This window comes from Microbacterium sp. PRF11 (assembly GCF_031844085.1).
Taxonomy (GTDB): domain Bacteria; phylum Actinomycetota; class Actinomycetes; order Actinomycetales; family Microbacteriaceae; genus Microbacterium.
Genome location: NZ_JAUZUP010000005.1, coordinates 21,946 through 35,068 on the forward strand (window position 1 = coordinate 21,946; position 13,123 = coordinate 35,068).

General features: G+C 69.1%; 11 protein-coding genes. 5 read left to right on the forward strand and 6 right to left on the reverse strand.

All coding sequences use genetic code 11. From position 1 onward, the window contains the following. Positions 1-37 precede the first annotated feature (37 nt). Positions 38-1,462, reverse strand: coding sequence for a type I glutamate--ammonia ligase (glnA, locus tag Q9R20_RS13775; protein ID WP_311249870.1), 1,425 nt, complete (start codon positions 1,460-1,462; stop codon positions 38-40). A gap of 91 nt (positions 1,463-1,553) precedes the next feature. Between glnA and Q9R20_RS13780 the strand changes: the two genes are divergently transcribed. Beyond that, positions 1,554-2,024 carry an RDD family protein gene (locus Q9R20_RS13780; RefSeq protein ID WP_396653696.1) on the forward strand — a complete coding sequence of 157 codons (471 nt, stop codon included), beginning with the start codon at positions 1,554-1,556 and terminating at the stop codon, positions 2,022-2,024. A gap of 55 nt (positions 2,025-2,079) precedes the next feature. Here Q9R20_RS13780 and Q9R20_RS13785 read toward each other — a convergent pair whose 3' ends face one another. Continuing rightward, positions 2,080-2,790 carry a DUF4191 domain-containing protein gene (locus Q9R20_RS13785; protein ID WP_311249872.1) on the reverse strand — a complete coding sequence of 237 codons (711 nt, stop codon included), beginning with the start codon at positions 2,788-2,790 and terminating at the stop codon, positions 2,080-2,082. Between the two features lie 118 nt (positions 2,791-2,908). Here Q9R20_RS13785 and Q9R20_RS13790 point away from each other — a divergent pair, with 118 nt between their 5' ends. Next, complete coding sequence (locus Q9R20_RS13790; RefSeq protein WP_311249873.1) at positions 2,909-3,934, forward strand: hypothetical protein; 1,026 nt, start codon at positions 2,909-2,911, stop codon at positions 3,932-3,934. 17 nt (positions 3,935-3,951) lie between these two features. Here the strand turns inward: Q9R20_RS13790 and sucB are convergent, their stop codons facing one another. Genes sucB through Q9R20_RS13805 form a run of 3 tightly spaced genes read right to left on the reverse strand, consistent with a single transcriptional unit; the run spans position 3,952 to position 8,602 of the window. Continuing rightward, on the reverse strand, positions 3,952-5,712 hold the full coding sequence (gene sucB, locus Q9R20_RS13795) for a 2-oxoglutarate dehydrogenase, E2 component, dihydrolipoamide succinyltransferase (RefSeq protein ID WP_311249874.1): 1,761 nt from the start codon (positions 5,710-5,712) through the stop codon (positions 3,952-3,954). A 53-nt stretch (positions 5,713-5,765) separates the two neighbouring features. Next, positions 5,766-7,139, reverse strand: a complete 1,374-nt coding sequence (gene lpdA, locus Q9R20_RS13800; RefSeq protein WP_311249875.1) for a dihydrolipoyl dehydrogenase — start codon at positions 7,137-7,139, stop codon at positions 5,766-5,768. Further along, positions 7,136-8,602, reverse strand: coding sequence for a leucyl aminopeptidase (locus Q9R20_RS13805; RefSeq protein ID WP_311249876.1), 1,467 nt, complete (start codon positions 8,600-8,602; stop codon positions 7,136-7,138). The genes lpdA and Q9R20_RS13805 overlap by 4 nt, the downstream gene beginning before the upstream one ends. Positions 8,603-8,686: 84 nt before the next feature. Between Q9R20_RS13805 and Q9R20_RS13810 the strand changes: the two genes are divergently transcribed. The 3 genes from Q9R20_RS13810 to Q9R20_RS13820 all read left to right on the forward strand — a co-directional run bounded on the left by Q9R20_RS13810 (position 8,687) and on the right by Q9R20_RS13820 (position 11,884). Then, positions 8,687-9,610 carry a PAC2 family protein gene (locus Q9R20_RS13810; RefSeq protein ID WP_311249877.1) on the forward strand — a complete coding sequence of 308 codons (924 nt, stop codon included), beginning with the start codon at positions 8,687-8,689 and terminating at the stop codon, positions 9,608-9,610. 256 nt (positions 9,611-9,866) lie between these two features. After that, on the forward strand, positions 9,867-11,189 hold the full coding sequence (locus tag Q9R20_RS13815) for an RNA polymerase sigma factor (protein WP_311249878.1): 1,323 nt from the start codon (positions 9,867-9,869) through the stop codon (positions 11,187-11,189). Further along, positions 11,186-11,884, forward strand: a complete 699-nt coding sequence (locus Q9R20_RS13820; RefSeq protein WP_311249879.1) for a coenzyme F420-0:L-glutamate ligase — start codon at positions 11,186-11,188, stop codon at positions 11,882-11,884. The genes Q9R20_RS13815 and Q9R20_RS13820 overlap by 4 nt, the downstream gene beginning before the upstream one ends. A 191-nt stretch (positions 11,885-12,075) precedes the next feature. Here Q9R20_RS13820 and Q9R20_RS13825 read toward each other — a convergent pair whose 3' ends face one another. Next, complete coding sequence (locus Q9R20_RS13825) at positions 12,076-13,098, reverse strand: sugar-transfer associated ATP-grasp domain-containing protein (protein WP_311249880.1); 1,023 nt, start codon at positions 13,096-13,098, stop codon at positions 12,076-12,078. Positions 13,099-13,123 lie beyond the last annotated feature (25 nt).

The following is a 13,123-nucleotide window of genomic DNA, read 5'->3' on the forward strand; positions in this document are numbered from 1 at the left end:
ACGGCGGGGACGGGCGTCGACGTGGATGATCGGGATATCAGACCCCGAAGTACAGTTCGTACTCGAAGGGGTGCGGGCGCTGGGCGATCGGCTGGATCTCGTTCTCGATCTTGTACTCGATCCAGGTGTCGATGAGCTCCTGCGTGAAGACGCCACCGGCGAGCAGGAACTCGTGGTCGGCGCGCAGGGCCTCGAGCGAGTCGAGCAGCGAGTTGGGAACCTGCGGGATGTTCTTGGCCTCTTCGGCGGGGAGCTCGTAGAGGTCCTTGTCGACGGGCTCGTGCGGCTCGATGCGGTTCTTGATGCCGTCGATGCCGGCCATCAGCTGGGCCGCGAACGCGAGGTACGGGTTGCCCGAGGCGTCGGGCGCGCGGAACTCGATGCGCTTGGCCTTGGGGTTGGTGCCCGTGATCGGGATACGGATGGCCGCGGAGCGGTTACCGGCCGAGTACACCAGGTTGACCGGCGCCTCGAAGCCCTTCACCAGGCGGTGGTAGCTGTTGAGGGTCGGGTTGGTGAACGCGAGGACGGCGGGCGCGTGCGCCAGCAGACCGCCGATGTACCAGCGGGCGATGTCGGAGAGGCCGCCGTAACCGGTCTCGTCGTAGAAGAGCGGCTTGCCGTCGTTCCACAGCGACTGGTGCGTGTGCATGCCGGAGCCGTTGTCGCCGAAGAGCGGCTTGGGCATGAAGGTCGCGACCTTGCCCCACTGCTCGCAGGTGTTCTTGACGATGTACTTGAACTTCAGGATGTCGTCGGCCGCGTGCAGCATCGTGTCGAAGCGGTAGTTGATCTCCTGCTGACCACCGGTGCCCACCTCGTGGTGCGAGCGCTCGAGCGCGAAGCCCGCCTCGATGAGTTTGAGGGTGATGTCGTCGCGGAGGTCCGCCGTCTTGTCGACGGGGGAGACGGGGAAGTAGCCGCCCTTGTAAGGGGTCTTGTTGGCGAGGTTGCCGCCCTCTTCGGCGCGACCGGTGTTCCAGGCGCCTTCCTCGGAGTCGATCGAGTAGAAGCTCGAGTTCTGCTTCACTTCGTAGCGGACGTCGTCGAAGATGTAGAACTCGGCCTCGGGGGCGAAGAACGCGGTGTCGGCGATGCCGGTGGAGGCGAGGTACTTCTCGGCCTTCTTGGCGACCTGACGCGGGTCCTTCGCGTAGATCTCACCGTTGCGCGGGTTGTAGATGTCGAAGACCATGACGAGGGTCTTGGCCTCGCGGAACTGGTCGACGTACGCGGTGGTCACGTCGGGGATCAGCTGCATGTCCGACTCGTGGATGTTCGCGAACCCGCGGATCGACGAGCCATCGAACAGCTGTCCGACGGTGAAGAACTCCTCGTCGACGGTCGAGGCGGGGATGTTGAAGTGCTGCTGCACACCCGGGAGATCCGTGAAACGGATGTCGAGGAACTTGACGTCCTCGTCCTGGATGAACTTGAGCACCTCGGACGAATCTTTGAACATGAAGACTCCAGAGGTAGAACATTCGGGATCATGCCGGCCTCGGCCAGCCTCCTCGACCCTATACAGAACCGGTGTCCCGGTCATATCTCGCATGTTTCCGGGATGTTACGGCGACCCGATTACGCTGGATGCCGTGAGCGCGACCGCTGAGAACGAGTATCCGGGCCAGCGGCTCGGCCTTCCCCGCGAGGGTCGCGGCTCCATCGCCCGTCCCGGACGCCGCATCGCGGCGCTGCTGATCGACGTCGTCAGCGCGGGACTGATCGGTTTCGCCTTCTTCTCGACGCCCGACCCCGTCACCGGCGTGCCTTTCGCCAACCCAATCGCGGCGAACGTCATCTTCTTCGTCGTGCAGATCTTGTTCATCCCGCTCATCGGGGGAAGCCCCGGACACCGCATCATGGGCATGCGCCTCGAGTTGGCATCCGGGGGCTGGGTGGGCCTCTGGCGACCCATCGTGCGGACGGTCCTGCTCGCGCTCATCATCCCGGCGGTGGTCTTCGACGCCGATCAGCGCGGACTCCACGACAAGGCGGTGGGCACCGTCCTGGTCCGCACCTGAACAGCCCGCACGGATGAGAAAGGCCCCCGCCGCGGCGGGGGCCTTTCTCATGGGGTCAACGGGGGCGCGGGGCGCGCATCTTCGTTGGGTCGACGCCCTTCGGAATGGGCAGCGACGACAGCCCCTGCGATACCGAGGACACGCGCTTGATGACGGCGGCCATGGTGGCACGGTCGACCTTCTTGGGCAGAGCCTTGATGGTCGAGGCGAGCTTCGCGATCGGCACCTCGTCGTCGCCGTGACCCACGTAGAGAATGGTGACGGGCACGCCCGCCGCGACGCGCGTCACCCGCGAGCGCTCCTCACCGACGAGGCGCGTGAGGCGGCTGCGGTTGCCCTCGCCGATGAGGACGACGCCACCGCGGCCGATGGCGCGGTAGAGCGCCTCCTGGGTACGGGGGTTCACGCCGATGGGCGCCTCCGAGGCCTGCCAGTTGCGGCCGAGCGACGACGACAGCACGTGGCCGGTCGCACCGGGCATACCGTCGATCTTCTTGTACATGGCGGTCGTCGACAGACGCGTCATGGTGATCATCGCGGCCAGGATACCGGCCAGCAGGCCCGTGACACCCCACAGGATGACGCTCCAGGCCGCCACCGGCGGGATGAGGAAGCCGATCAGCACACCGAGGGCGATGCCGACCAGCACGATCCCCGCCAGCAGGAACGGCAGCCACCGGTACTCCTTCTGGGTGAAGGTGTACAGGGTTTTCAGCTGCGAGAAGAAGCCCGGACGCTTCTCGGGCGTGGAAGTGCGAGCGGCCATGAGAACGATTCTATCTTCGCCGCCGACTCCTCCTCCCCAGCCCGCGGATCGAGCCGCTCATCCACCGTTCGCCTCTCGACGCCGGCAGCGCCCGGCTGCCGTGATCCAGCATCGGGGGATGAGCAGCAGCGCGGCATCCGTCCTCGTCGAACCCCTCGACGCCTACCTCCTCCGGCGTGCCCGTAGCGCGCTCGCCCTCACCCCCGGAGAGGCGGTCACCGCGGCCGTCGCCCTCTTGCGTGGATGCCGCAGCCCCGCCGCTCGCGGAGAAGGCACGCGGTGGTGGTTGCGAGCCGACGGTTGTCCGGTCGCGGTGGCCGAGGACGGCCCCGACGACGCGGTCTCCGCCACCGCCGACGCCCTCGAGCGTGTCGCAGAGCTCACCGACGGAGCCGCGACGCGGGAGATGGTCGAGCGGGCGCGCGAGAGCCTGCTCACGGAGCCGCCACGCGCCTGGGACCGATTCGAGCGCCGGCTGTTCGCGTTCGCCGATCCCGTGCCGCTCGTGCTCGGGCCCCTCGCGCCTGCGGACGAAGACGAGGCCGAGGGCGTCGACGAGCCTCGTCCCGGCGCCGCCTCCCGCGCCCTGTCGCTGGTGGACGCGGATCTCGGCGACGCGGTGCACGGCGTGCTTCGCGAGCTCCGTGAGCGATGGTCGTCCTCGCGCGGCCTGCGACTGAGCATCGTGGGTGGGGCCGTCGTCGCCGTGGTCGTCGCCACCGCTGCGCTCCTCCTCCCGCCGAGCGGGCAGTCGGATGCCTCGGTGGTGCCCGGTCCGGCCATTGCGAGGCCGACCGGGTCGACCTCCGAGGAACAGGGACAGTCGTCGCCTCCGCCCGCGTCCACCATGGGGGAGGTGCTCACCGGCAATCTCGTCGATGATGCCCGCGCCCTGTTCGCCGACATCGACGGGTGTGCAGGGGAACCGTCCTGCGTGAGCGGGTATTACGAGGACTCGGGCTTCCCGCAGGAACCCCTGCTCGAGCAGACGCTCGACGCCGAGATCGCGCTGCTCGACGACTTCGGCGGCGTCGGGGTCGTGCGGCTGACGCGGGGGGATCGGACGCAGTACGTGACGCTCGTCCGGCAGAAAGACCGATGGCTGGTCCGCGCCGTCAGAACGGTCGCGGACCAGCCATCATGAGCTGGTGCTCAGTGCTGTCAGATACCGAGGTCGCCCTCGAACTGGGCCGCCTCGAGACGGGCCTTCACCGCGCCGAGGAATCGGGCGGCGTCGGCACCGTCGATGATGCGGTGGTCGTACGACAGGGCCAGGTACACGTACGAACGGACCGAGATCGCGTCCTTGCCGTCAACGGTGACCACACCGGGCTTCTTGACGACGGCACCGAGACCGAGGATCGCCGACTGCGGGAGGAAGACGATCGGGGTGTCGAACAGGGCGCCGCGCGAACCGGTGTTGGTCAGCGTGAAGGTGCCGCCGGCGAGCTCGTCGGGCTTCAGCTTGTTGTCACGCGTGCGGGCGGCGAGGTCCGCGATCTCGCGAGCGAGCTGGGCGATGTTCTTCTCACCGGCGTCCTTGACGACGGGAGTGAGCAGACCGCGCTCGGTGTCGACCGCGATCGAGACGTTCTCGTGGGCGGGGTAGACGATCTCGTCGCCCTCGACCGTCGAGTTGATGATCGGGAACGCCTTGAGCGCCTCGACGGCCGCGATGGCGAAGAAGGGTAGGAACGACAGTTTGTCGCCCGTCTTCTGCTGGAACTCGCCCTTCACACGGTCGCGCAGCGCGGAGAGCTTCGTCACGTCGACCTCGACGACGGTGGTCAACTGGGCGGTCGCCTGCATGGACGCCACGGCGCGCTCGGCGATCACCTTGCGCAGGCGCGACATCTTCTGCGTCGTTCCGCGCAGCGGCGAGACCTCGACGGGCGCCGGGGCGGGAGCGGCGGCGGCCGGAGCCGACGACGCGGCCGGAGCCGACTTCGCCGCCTCGGCGGCCTTGAGCACGTCTTCCTTGCGGATGCGTCCACCGACGCCGCTGCCCTTGACGGACGCCAGGTCGACGCCCTGCTGCTGGGCCAGACGACGCACGAGCGGGGTGACGTAGGTGATGTCGTCGTTCGACGACGCGGAGGCCTGCTCGGCGGGCTTCTCAGCGGTGGCGGGGGCGGCCGCGGCGGGCTTCTGCTCGGCGACCGGAGCCGGCTGCTGGGCGGGCTTCTCCTCCGCCGCGGGAGCGGGCTGCTCGGCCGGCTCCTCGGCGGCGGGCTGCGCCGGAGCCTCGGACGGTGCGGGAGCCTCGGGCTGGGCGGCGGCGGGAGCCGCTCCGCTACCGATGCGGGCGAGGGCGGCGCCCACGTTCACCGTCTCGTCCTCCTGGACGAGGATCTCCTGCAGGGTGCCGGCGACCGGCGAGGGGATCTCGGTGTCGACCTTGTCGGTCGAGATCTCCAGCAGCGGCTCGTCGACGGCGACGTCGTCGCCCACGGCCTTGAGCCACCGCGTGACCGTGCCCTCGGTGACGCTCTCACCCAGTTCGGGCAGCTTCACCTCGGTGGAGTCGCCGCCGGCGGCCGGGGCGGACTGCTCGGCGGGCGCGGACTCGGCAGGGGCCGCCTGCTCGGCGGGCGCGGACTCGGCGGGAGCTGCTTCTTCGGCGGGAGCGGACTCCTGCTCGGCGGGGGCGGCCTGGGGCGCGTCGTCGGACGAACCGGCGCCCGACCCATCACCGATCTTCGCCAGGACGGCGCCGACCTCGACGGTCTCGTCTTCCTGGACGAGGATCTCTTCGATGACACCCGAAACGGGGGAGGGGATCTCGGTGTCGACCTTGTCGGTCGAGATCTCCAACAGACCCTCGTCCTCCTGGACGGTGTCACCGACCTGCTTGAGCCAGCGGGTGACCGTTCCCTCGGTCACGCTCTCGCCGAGAGCGGGGAGGACGACGGAAGTGCTCATGGATATGTCTCCTTCGTACCGGATGCGGTACCTAGCTTAGTGACCGGTTTCGGTCAGAGTGCGTGCAGGGGTTTGCCGGCGAGGGCGAGGAAGGCCTCGCCCAGCGCCTCGCTCTGGGTGGGGTGGGCGTGGACGAACGGCGCGATGTCCTCCGGGTGGGCTTCCCACCCGACGGCGAGCTGCGCTTCGGAGATCAGCTCGCCGACCCGGTCGCCGACGAGATGGGCGCCCACGACGGGACCGTCGACGCGGCGGACGATCTTGACGATGCCCGATGTGCCGATGATCTCGCTGCGGCCGTTGCCGGCGAGGTTGTACTCGTACGCCTTCACCGCGTGGGAGCCGTAGCGCTCCGCGGCCTGCGCCTCGGTGAGACCCACCGACGCGACCTCGGGGTGCGAATAGGCCACACGGGGGACGTCCGCATCGGGGACGAGCACCGGTGACAGACCGGCGATCTCTTCGGCGACGAAGATGCCCTGCTGGAAGCCGCGGTGTGCGAGCTGGAGTCCGGGCACGATGTCGCCCACGGCCCAGACGTGCGGCGCGGCGGTGCGCAGTCGATCGTCGGTCTGGACGAAACCGCGGTCGAGGACCACCCCGGCCTCCTCGAAGCCGAGACCCGCGGTCGCGGGGCCGCGGCCGACCGCCACGAGGACGTAGTCCGCCACGAGGGAGGAGCCGTCGTCGAGGCCGATCGTGACGTCACCGTCGGTCTGCGTCAGGGACGAGAACCGTCGCCCGAGCTGGAAGGCGATGCCGCGCTTGCGGAACGCGCGCTCGAGCGCCTTGCTCGATGCGACGTCCTCGGCGGGCAGCAGGTGCGGCAGCGCCTCGACGATCGTGACCTCGACGCCGAACGACCGCCAGACACTGGCGAACTCGACACCGATCACGCCTCCGCCGAGCACGACCACACGCTCAGGGATCACGTCGAGGTCGAGTGCCTGCTCGCTCGTGAGCACGCGACCGCCGATCTCGAGGCCCGGCAGACTGCGGCTGTAGGAGCCTGTGGCCAGGATGACGTCCGCGCCGCGGTACACGTCGTCGCCGACGCGCACCGAGGGGCCGGCCTCGAGGCGGCCCTCGCCGCTGATCACACGGATGCCGCGCGCGGAGACGAGACCCTCGAGGCCCTTGAACTTCTTCGCGACGATGCCCTCGCGGTAGCGGCGCACCCGCGCCGGGTCGATACCGCCGAAGGTCACATCGACGCCGATGTCGGCCGCGCCGCGGGCAGCGTCGGCCACCTCTCCCGCGTGCAGCAGGGCCTTGGTCGGGATGCACCCGCGGTGCAGGCACGTCCCGCCGAGCTTGTCCTTCTCGACGAGGACCACGTGCTTGCCGAGCTCGGCCAGTCGGAGCGCCGCGGCGTATCCGCCGCTGCCACCGCCCAGGACCACGACGTCGGCGGTGTACTCGGTCATCGCCGGGCGCCCGAGGCGAGCATCTCGACGAGAGAGCGCACGGTGGCCCCGGTCACGCCCTTGTCGGTGTACCCGAAGGGAGCCGACTTGTTCATGCCGACGCCGGCGATGTCGAGGTGCACCCAGGGGATGCGGGGCGCATCGGCATCCTCCGACACGCGTCCGACGAAGTGGCGCAGGAACAGCCCGGCGAAGAGCGAACCGCCGGACGGGTCGCCGATCTTCGCGTTCTGCAGGTCGGCGATGGGGGAGTCGAGGTCGTCGACCATGTGGTCGGGCAGCGGCAGCTGCCAGGCGAGCTCGGCCGCGCGTCCCGAGGCGGAGAGGTACTCGGCCACCGCCGCGTCATCACCCATGACGCCGGTGTGCCGGTTGCCGAGAGCGATCGTGATCGCCCCGGTGAGGGTCGCGACGTCGACGATGAGGTCAGGGTTCTCACGGCTGGCCGCGGCGAGGCCGTCGGCGAGCACGAGCCGGCCCTCCGCGTCGGTGTTCAACACCTCGACCGTCGTGCCGTCGAGCGTGCGCAGCACGTCGCCCGGGCGGGTGGCGCGACCGGAGGGCATGTTGTCGGCGATGCAGAGCCAGGCGCTCACCTTGACCGGCAGCTGCATCTCGGCCGCGGCCTTCAGGACGGCCAGGACCGTGGCGGCACCGCACATGTCGTACTTCATGCCGACCATGGATGCCGGCGGCTTGAGCGACAGGCCGCCGGTGTCGAACGTGATGCCCTTGCCGACCAGGGCGACGTGACGCTCTGCTCCGGCGGGGGAGTAGTCGAGGCGCACCATGCGCGGCGGACGGTCGGAGCCCTGTCCGACACCGAGGATGCCGCCGTATCCGCCGTCGCGGAGGGCGTCCTCATCGAGCACCTCCACCTCGACGGGGAGGCCGGCGACGGCCTCGACGGCCGCGTCGGCGAAGTCGGCGGGGCCCAACCACTCCGCGGGGGTGGTGACCAGGTCCTTGACCAGCGCCACGGCGCCGGCGACGGCCGAGACGGCCGCGGTGTCCGCCTCGCTGGGCGCGGCGGTGGTCTGGACGGTGACGCGCGACGCGCGCACCTTCGTCGCCTTCTTCTTGTAGTCAGCGAAGCGGTATCCGCCCAGCGCGGCCCCCTCGGCGAGGACGCGCCACGGCGCAGCGACGACGGACTGCACGGCGACGTGCTCGAAGCCGGTCAACTGGCGCAGACCCGTTCCCGCGGCGTCGCGCAGGGCGGCATCCGACGGATCGACCCCGGCTCCCGCCACGGCAAGTGGCTTCTCGACGCCGGGGAGGTGCACGCGCTGGAACGAGCCGGCACTGCCGGTGAAACCGACAGCGGAGAGGGCGGCGCCCAGCCCCTCCCACCCCTCGGGATCCGGATTCCCCTCCGAAACGGTGGGGACGATCAGCAGGATCGCATCGGCATCGGACTCGCGGAGGGGGGCGGAGGTGTACGCCACAGAGGGGAACGGCATGGCCCCCATCCTAGGTTCGCGCGTGTTCGCTAGGAGCGGGACGCACCGCGACCGCGGCATCCGGCACGCTCGTAGAGTGGAGGGATGACCTCCTCCGCCCCGCTGTACGACCGCGCTCCCGCCGCGCCGCCCGTGCCGTCGGGCCTGCCGCTCGTCATCGCCCTCACCGGTTTCACCGACGCCGGAGGAGCGGTCGCGCGGCTGGTCGAGTACTTCCGCGACGACCTCGAGCCCAACGCGCTCTTCGTGTTCGACAACGACGCACTGCTCGACTACCGGGCGCGTCGGCCGATCATCACGTTCGTCGAAGACCATCTGACCGACTACCGTCCGGCGCGCCTCGAGCTCTCTCTCGCCCACGACTCGCTGGGTCACCCGTTCCTGCTCCTCGCCGGCTACGAGCCCGACTTCCTCTGGGAGGCCTTCGCCGAGACGGTGCTCGAGCTCGCGGCGGGCCTGCAGGTGGCGTCGGTCACGTGGGTGCACGCGATCCCCATGCCCGTGCCGCACACGCGCCCCATCGGCACCACCGTGAGCGGCACGCGCGCCGACCTGGCCGAGGCGCACTCCGTGTGGCGTCCGCACACCCAGGTGCCCTCCACCGCCGGCCACCTGCTCGAATACCGCTTCGCCGAGGCGGGAGCGAAGGTCGCCGGTTTCGCTCTGCTCGTTCCGCACTACCTCGGCGACACCGAGTACCCCGCGGCGGCCCTCGCGGCCCTCGACAGCCTCACCGTGGCCACCGGGCTCGTATTCTCGGGCGAGGTGCTGCGCGAGGAGAACCGCGAGTTCCTCGGAAAGGTCACCGAACAGGTCGAGGGCAGCGACGAACTCACCCGCATGCTCGAGAACCTCGAAGAGCGCTACGACGCCTACATGGCCGGTTCCACGCAGGCGACGCCCATCATCCACACCGGCGACCTCCCGAGCGCCGACGAGCTGGCCGCCGAGCTCGAGCGCTTCCTCGCAAGCCGACCCGACGACGACCGCCGCGGCCGGCTCGGCTGACCCTTCCTCCCGAGCGCATTCTCGGATGCCGGGTCCTCGGCATCCGGGAATGTCAGGCGCGCTGAGGGCGTTGTCTACGCATACACCCCGGTCCGCGTCAAGTCCCGGTCCGGGAATGTGAGAGAATGAAGAACCTGACCCGTTGTCAACCGGACCAGGAGCCCCCGCTCCTCGGCTCGGGACTTGACAAGGGTCTTACTAGTGTCCGAGAACGACCGGTGGCCGTGCAGCGTACGTTCCCGGTGAAAGGCGAAACGTGGCAGACACGACAACCAAGACCCGCTCCCGGAGTGCGAAGGACACCGAGCTCGAGAACTCCGAGGAGACCGTGACGGCGTCGAAGACGACGACCGCCAAGAAGGCCCCCGCGAAGAAGGCCCCGGCCAAGGCCAAGGCGGCTCCCGCCAAGGCCAAGACGAAGGCCAAGGAAGACGACGACCTCGAAGAGGACGAGGACGACATCGACGAGGGCGACGTCGAGATCGACGACGCCGACGACAGCGAAGACTCCGACGACGCGGCGAAGACCGACGCGAAGAAGTCCGACGACGACGAAGACGACGAGACCCCCGCGGCTCCGGCCGAGGCCCTTCCGCAGGGTGCGATCGTCATCTCGTCGAGCGACGAGGACGACGTCCCCGTCTACTCCGCGCAGATCACCGGCGCCACCGCCGACCCGGTCAAGGACTACCTGAAGCAGATCGGTAAGGTGCCTCTGCTGAACGCGGCCGAAGAGGTCGAGCTCGCAATGCGGATCGAGGCCGGCCTGTTCGCCGAGGAGAAGCTGTCGAACATGTCGGCGGCCGAGAAGACCAGCCAGCTCGGTCTCGACCTGCAGTGGGTCGCCCGCGACGGTCAGCGTGCGAAGAGCCACCTGCTCGGCGCGAACCTCCGCCTGGTCGTCTCGCTCGCCAAGCGCTACACCGGTCGCGGCATGCAGTTCCTCGACCTCATCCAGGAGGGCAACCTGGGCCTCATCCGTGCGGTCGAGAAGTTCGACTACACCAAGGGCTTCAAGTTCTCGACCTACGCCACCTGGTGGATCCGTCAGGCCATCACGCGCGCCATGGCCGACCAGGCCCGCACCATCCGCATCCCGGTGCACATGGTCGAGGTCATCAACAAGCTCGCGCGCGTGCAGCGTCAGATGCTGCAGGATCTCGGTCGCGAACCCACGCCCGAGGAGCTCAGCCGCGAACTCGACATGACCCCCGAGAAGGTCATCGAGGTGCAGAAGTACGGCCGCGAGCCGATCTCGCTGCACACGCCCCTCGGTGAAGACGGCGACAGCGAGTTCGGTGACCTCATCGAGGACACCGAGGCCGTCGTCCCCGCCGACGCCGTGGGCTTCACCATGCTGCAGCGCCAGCTCGAGTCGCTCCTCGATTCACTCAGCGAGCGCGAGGCGGGCGTGATCCGCATGCGCTTCGGCCTCGGCGACGGTCAGCCCAAGACCCTTGACCAGATCGGCGACACGTTCGGCGTCACGCGCGAGCGCATCCGTCAGATCGAGTCGAAGACCATGGCGAAGCTGCGTCACCCCAGCCGTTCGCAGTCGCTCCGGGACTACCTCGAATGAGCGGCGAGGCCAACGCCGGCAAGGCGCTCACCGTCACCGTCGAGGGAACCTCGTACGCCCGTATCCCGATCCGCACCCGGGTCGTCATGCCGGGCGACGACCTTGACGCGTTCATCCTCGAGTACGCGAAAGATGCGGTGCAGCCGGGCGACCTGCTGTTCGTCACCGAGAAGATCGTCGCGATCACTCAGGGCCGCTCTTACAAGCTCGACTCGATCAAGCCCCGCAAGCTCGCGCTGTTCCTGTCGAAGTACGTCACCCGCACGCCCTACGGCATCGGCCTCGGCATGCCCGAGACGATGGAGATGGCGCTGCGCGAGTGCGGGACCCCGCGCATCCTCTTCGCCGCGGCCGTCTCGGCCGTGACCAAGGCGATGGGCCGCAAGGGCGACTTCTACCGCATCGCAGGCGACAAGGCGCGCGCGATCGACGGCCCCACCAAGGGCACGATCCCGCCGTACAACCAGGCCGTCGTGCTCGGCCCCGAGCGTCCGCGCGAGGTCGCGGCGCGCCTGAAGTCGCTGCTCGGCGGCGACCTGCAGGTGGCCGTGGTCGACATCAACGATCTGGGCGGCAACATCCTCGGCTCGACGATGGACAAGGCCGGCGAAAAGCGTCTCGTCGCGATCCTGAAGGACAACCCGCTCGGCCAGGGACACGAGTCCACGCCGCTCGGCATCGTCCGCCACAGCTGACACCGTCACACGAAAGGCCCGTCCCGTTCTCGGGGCGGGCCTTTCCGGCATCCGGATGCCATGACCTCGGGCCCGGACCCTTCGACAAAGCTCACGGACCTCCCGACCGAGGTGGCCGAGCCGTCGAAACCACCGGACCGTACGGAAGAGGCCCGCCCCCACACGGGGAGCGGGCCTCTCGGCATCCGGGATCAGAACCCGATCGCGGCCTGATAGCGCGGCTTGTGCCCGGTGCGGATACCGGTCACGCTCGGCTTGTTCTCGTACACGCCGGCACCCCAGTTGCCCTCGACGAGCACGGGGCCGTCGGGGCCGACGACGATGTCCCACCCGACATACTGCACCTGCGGCACGACCCGGGCGACCTGGTCGACGAAGGCCTTGACCTCGTCGATCATCGGCAGCTGGAAGTCGGCGATGCGCACGCCCGAGTCGGGGTGCAGCTCGTGCACGTGGCCGTGCGAGTCGTAGCCGGCACCGAGGGCGTGGCCGTTCTCGTCGAGCATCGTGTAGAAGCCGCCGAAGGTCATCTGGTCGCTGACCGCGCCGCGGCCGAACTTCTGCGCCATCGCGAGGATGTGCGTCTTCTCGCCGTCGAAGAACGCGGTCACACGGGTGGTGTTGACGGTGCCGGGGCAGACGGCCGCGAGGTCGTCGTGCTGGCGGATGACCTCTTCGACGAGGATCTCGCCGCGCTCGAGCAGTCCCCGGTGGAACGCGCCCCAGTCCTCGACCTCGGCCGCGTGGTAGCGGTGCACGCCCGTTCCGGCCTGGCCGACCGGCTCCTTGGTGACGATGGTGCCCAGCTTCTCGGTGAAGGCGCGCAGCTCGTCGGCGTTGTCGGCATCCACCACCATCCATTCGCGGCGGAGGAAGTCGCTGAAACGACGGTCGAAGGCGACCTTGTCCTGGAAGATGCCGCGGTAGTCGGGGTGGTCGTACTTCTGCGAGATCTGGTTCGACACCGGATGCGTCATGTACGTGGCGCGCTCGGCGGGGGTGAGGATCGCGAAGTCGTAGTCGATGTAGTCCTGGAAGCCGACGTTCTTCACGCCCGCCTGGTAGAGCATGTCGGCGACGACGAGCGGCAGGGCCTTGCCGTGCTGGGCCGAGGCCTCTTTGGCGCGTTCGATGACGGATCCGACGTCGATGCGGCGGGCACGTCCGGCGAGGTAGCGCAGGCGCGTGACGGGGGAGAAACCCTGCTGAGGCATGTGGCTCCGGGGTCGGGGAAGAAGG

Bases quoted from the DNA above. Each gene is read 5' to 3' on its own strand.
- Q9R20_RS13805 (WP_311249876.1), bottom strand. From the start codon at position 8,602: ATGCCGTTCCCCTCTGTGGCGTACACCTCCGCCCCCCTCCGCGAGTCC.
- Q9R20_RS13825 (WP_311249880.1), bottom strand. From the start codon at position 13,098: ATGCCTCAGCAGGGTTTCTCCCCCGTCACGCGCCTGCGCTACCTCGCC.
- Q9R20_RS13820 (WP_311249879.1), top strand. From the start codon at position 11,186: ATGAGCGGCGAGGCCAACGCCGGCAAGGCGCTCACCGTCACCGTCGAG.
- Q9R20_RS13785 (WP_311249872.1), bottom strand. From the start codon at position 2,790: ATGGCCGCTCGCACTTCCACGCCCGAGAAGCGTCCGGGCTTCTTCTCG.
- Q9R20_RS13780 (WP_396653696.1), top strand. From the start codon at position 1,554: ATGTTTCCGGGATGTTACGGCGACCCGATTACGCTGGATGCCGTGAGC.
- sucB (WP_311249874.1), bottom strand. From the start codon at position 5,712: ATGAGCACTTCCGTCGTCCTCCCCGCTCTCGGCGAGAGCGTGACCGAG.
- Q9R20_RS13810 (WP_311249877.1), top strand. From the start codon at position 8,687: ATGACCTCCTCCGCCCCGCTGTACGACCGCGCTCCCGCCGCGCCGCCC.
- Q9R20_RS13790 (WP_311249873.1), top strand. From the start codon at position 2,909: ATGAGCAGCAGCGCGGCATCCGTCCTCGTCGAACCCCTCGACGCCTAC.
- glnA (WP_311249870.1), bottom strand. From the start codon at position 1,462: ATGTTCAAAGATTCGTCCGAGGTGCTCAAGTTCATCCAGGACGAGGAC.
- lpdA (WP_311249875.1), bottom strand. From the start codon at position 7,139: ATGACCGAGTACACCGCCGACGTCGTGGTCCTGGGCGGTGGCAGCGGC.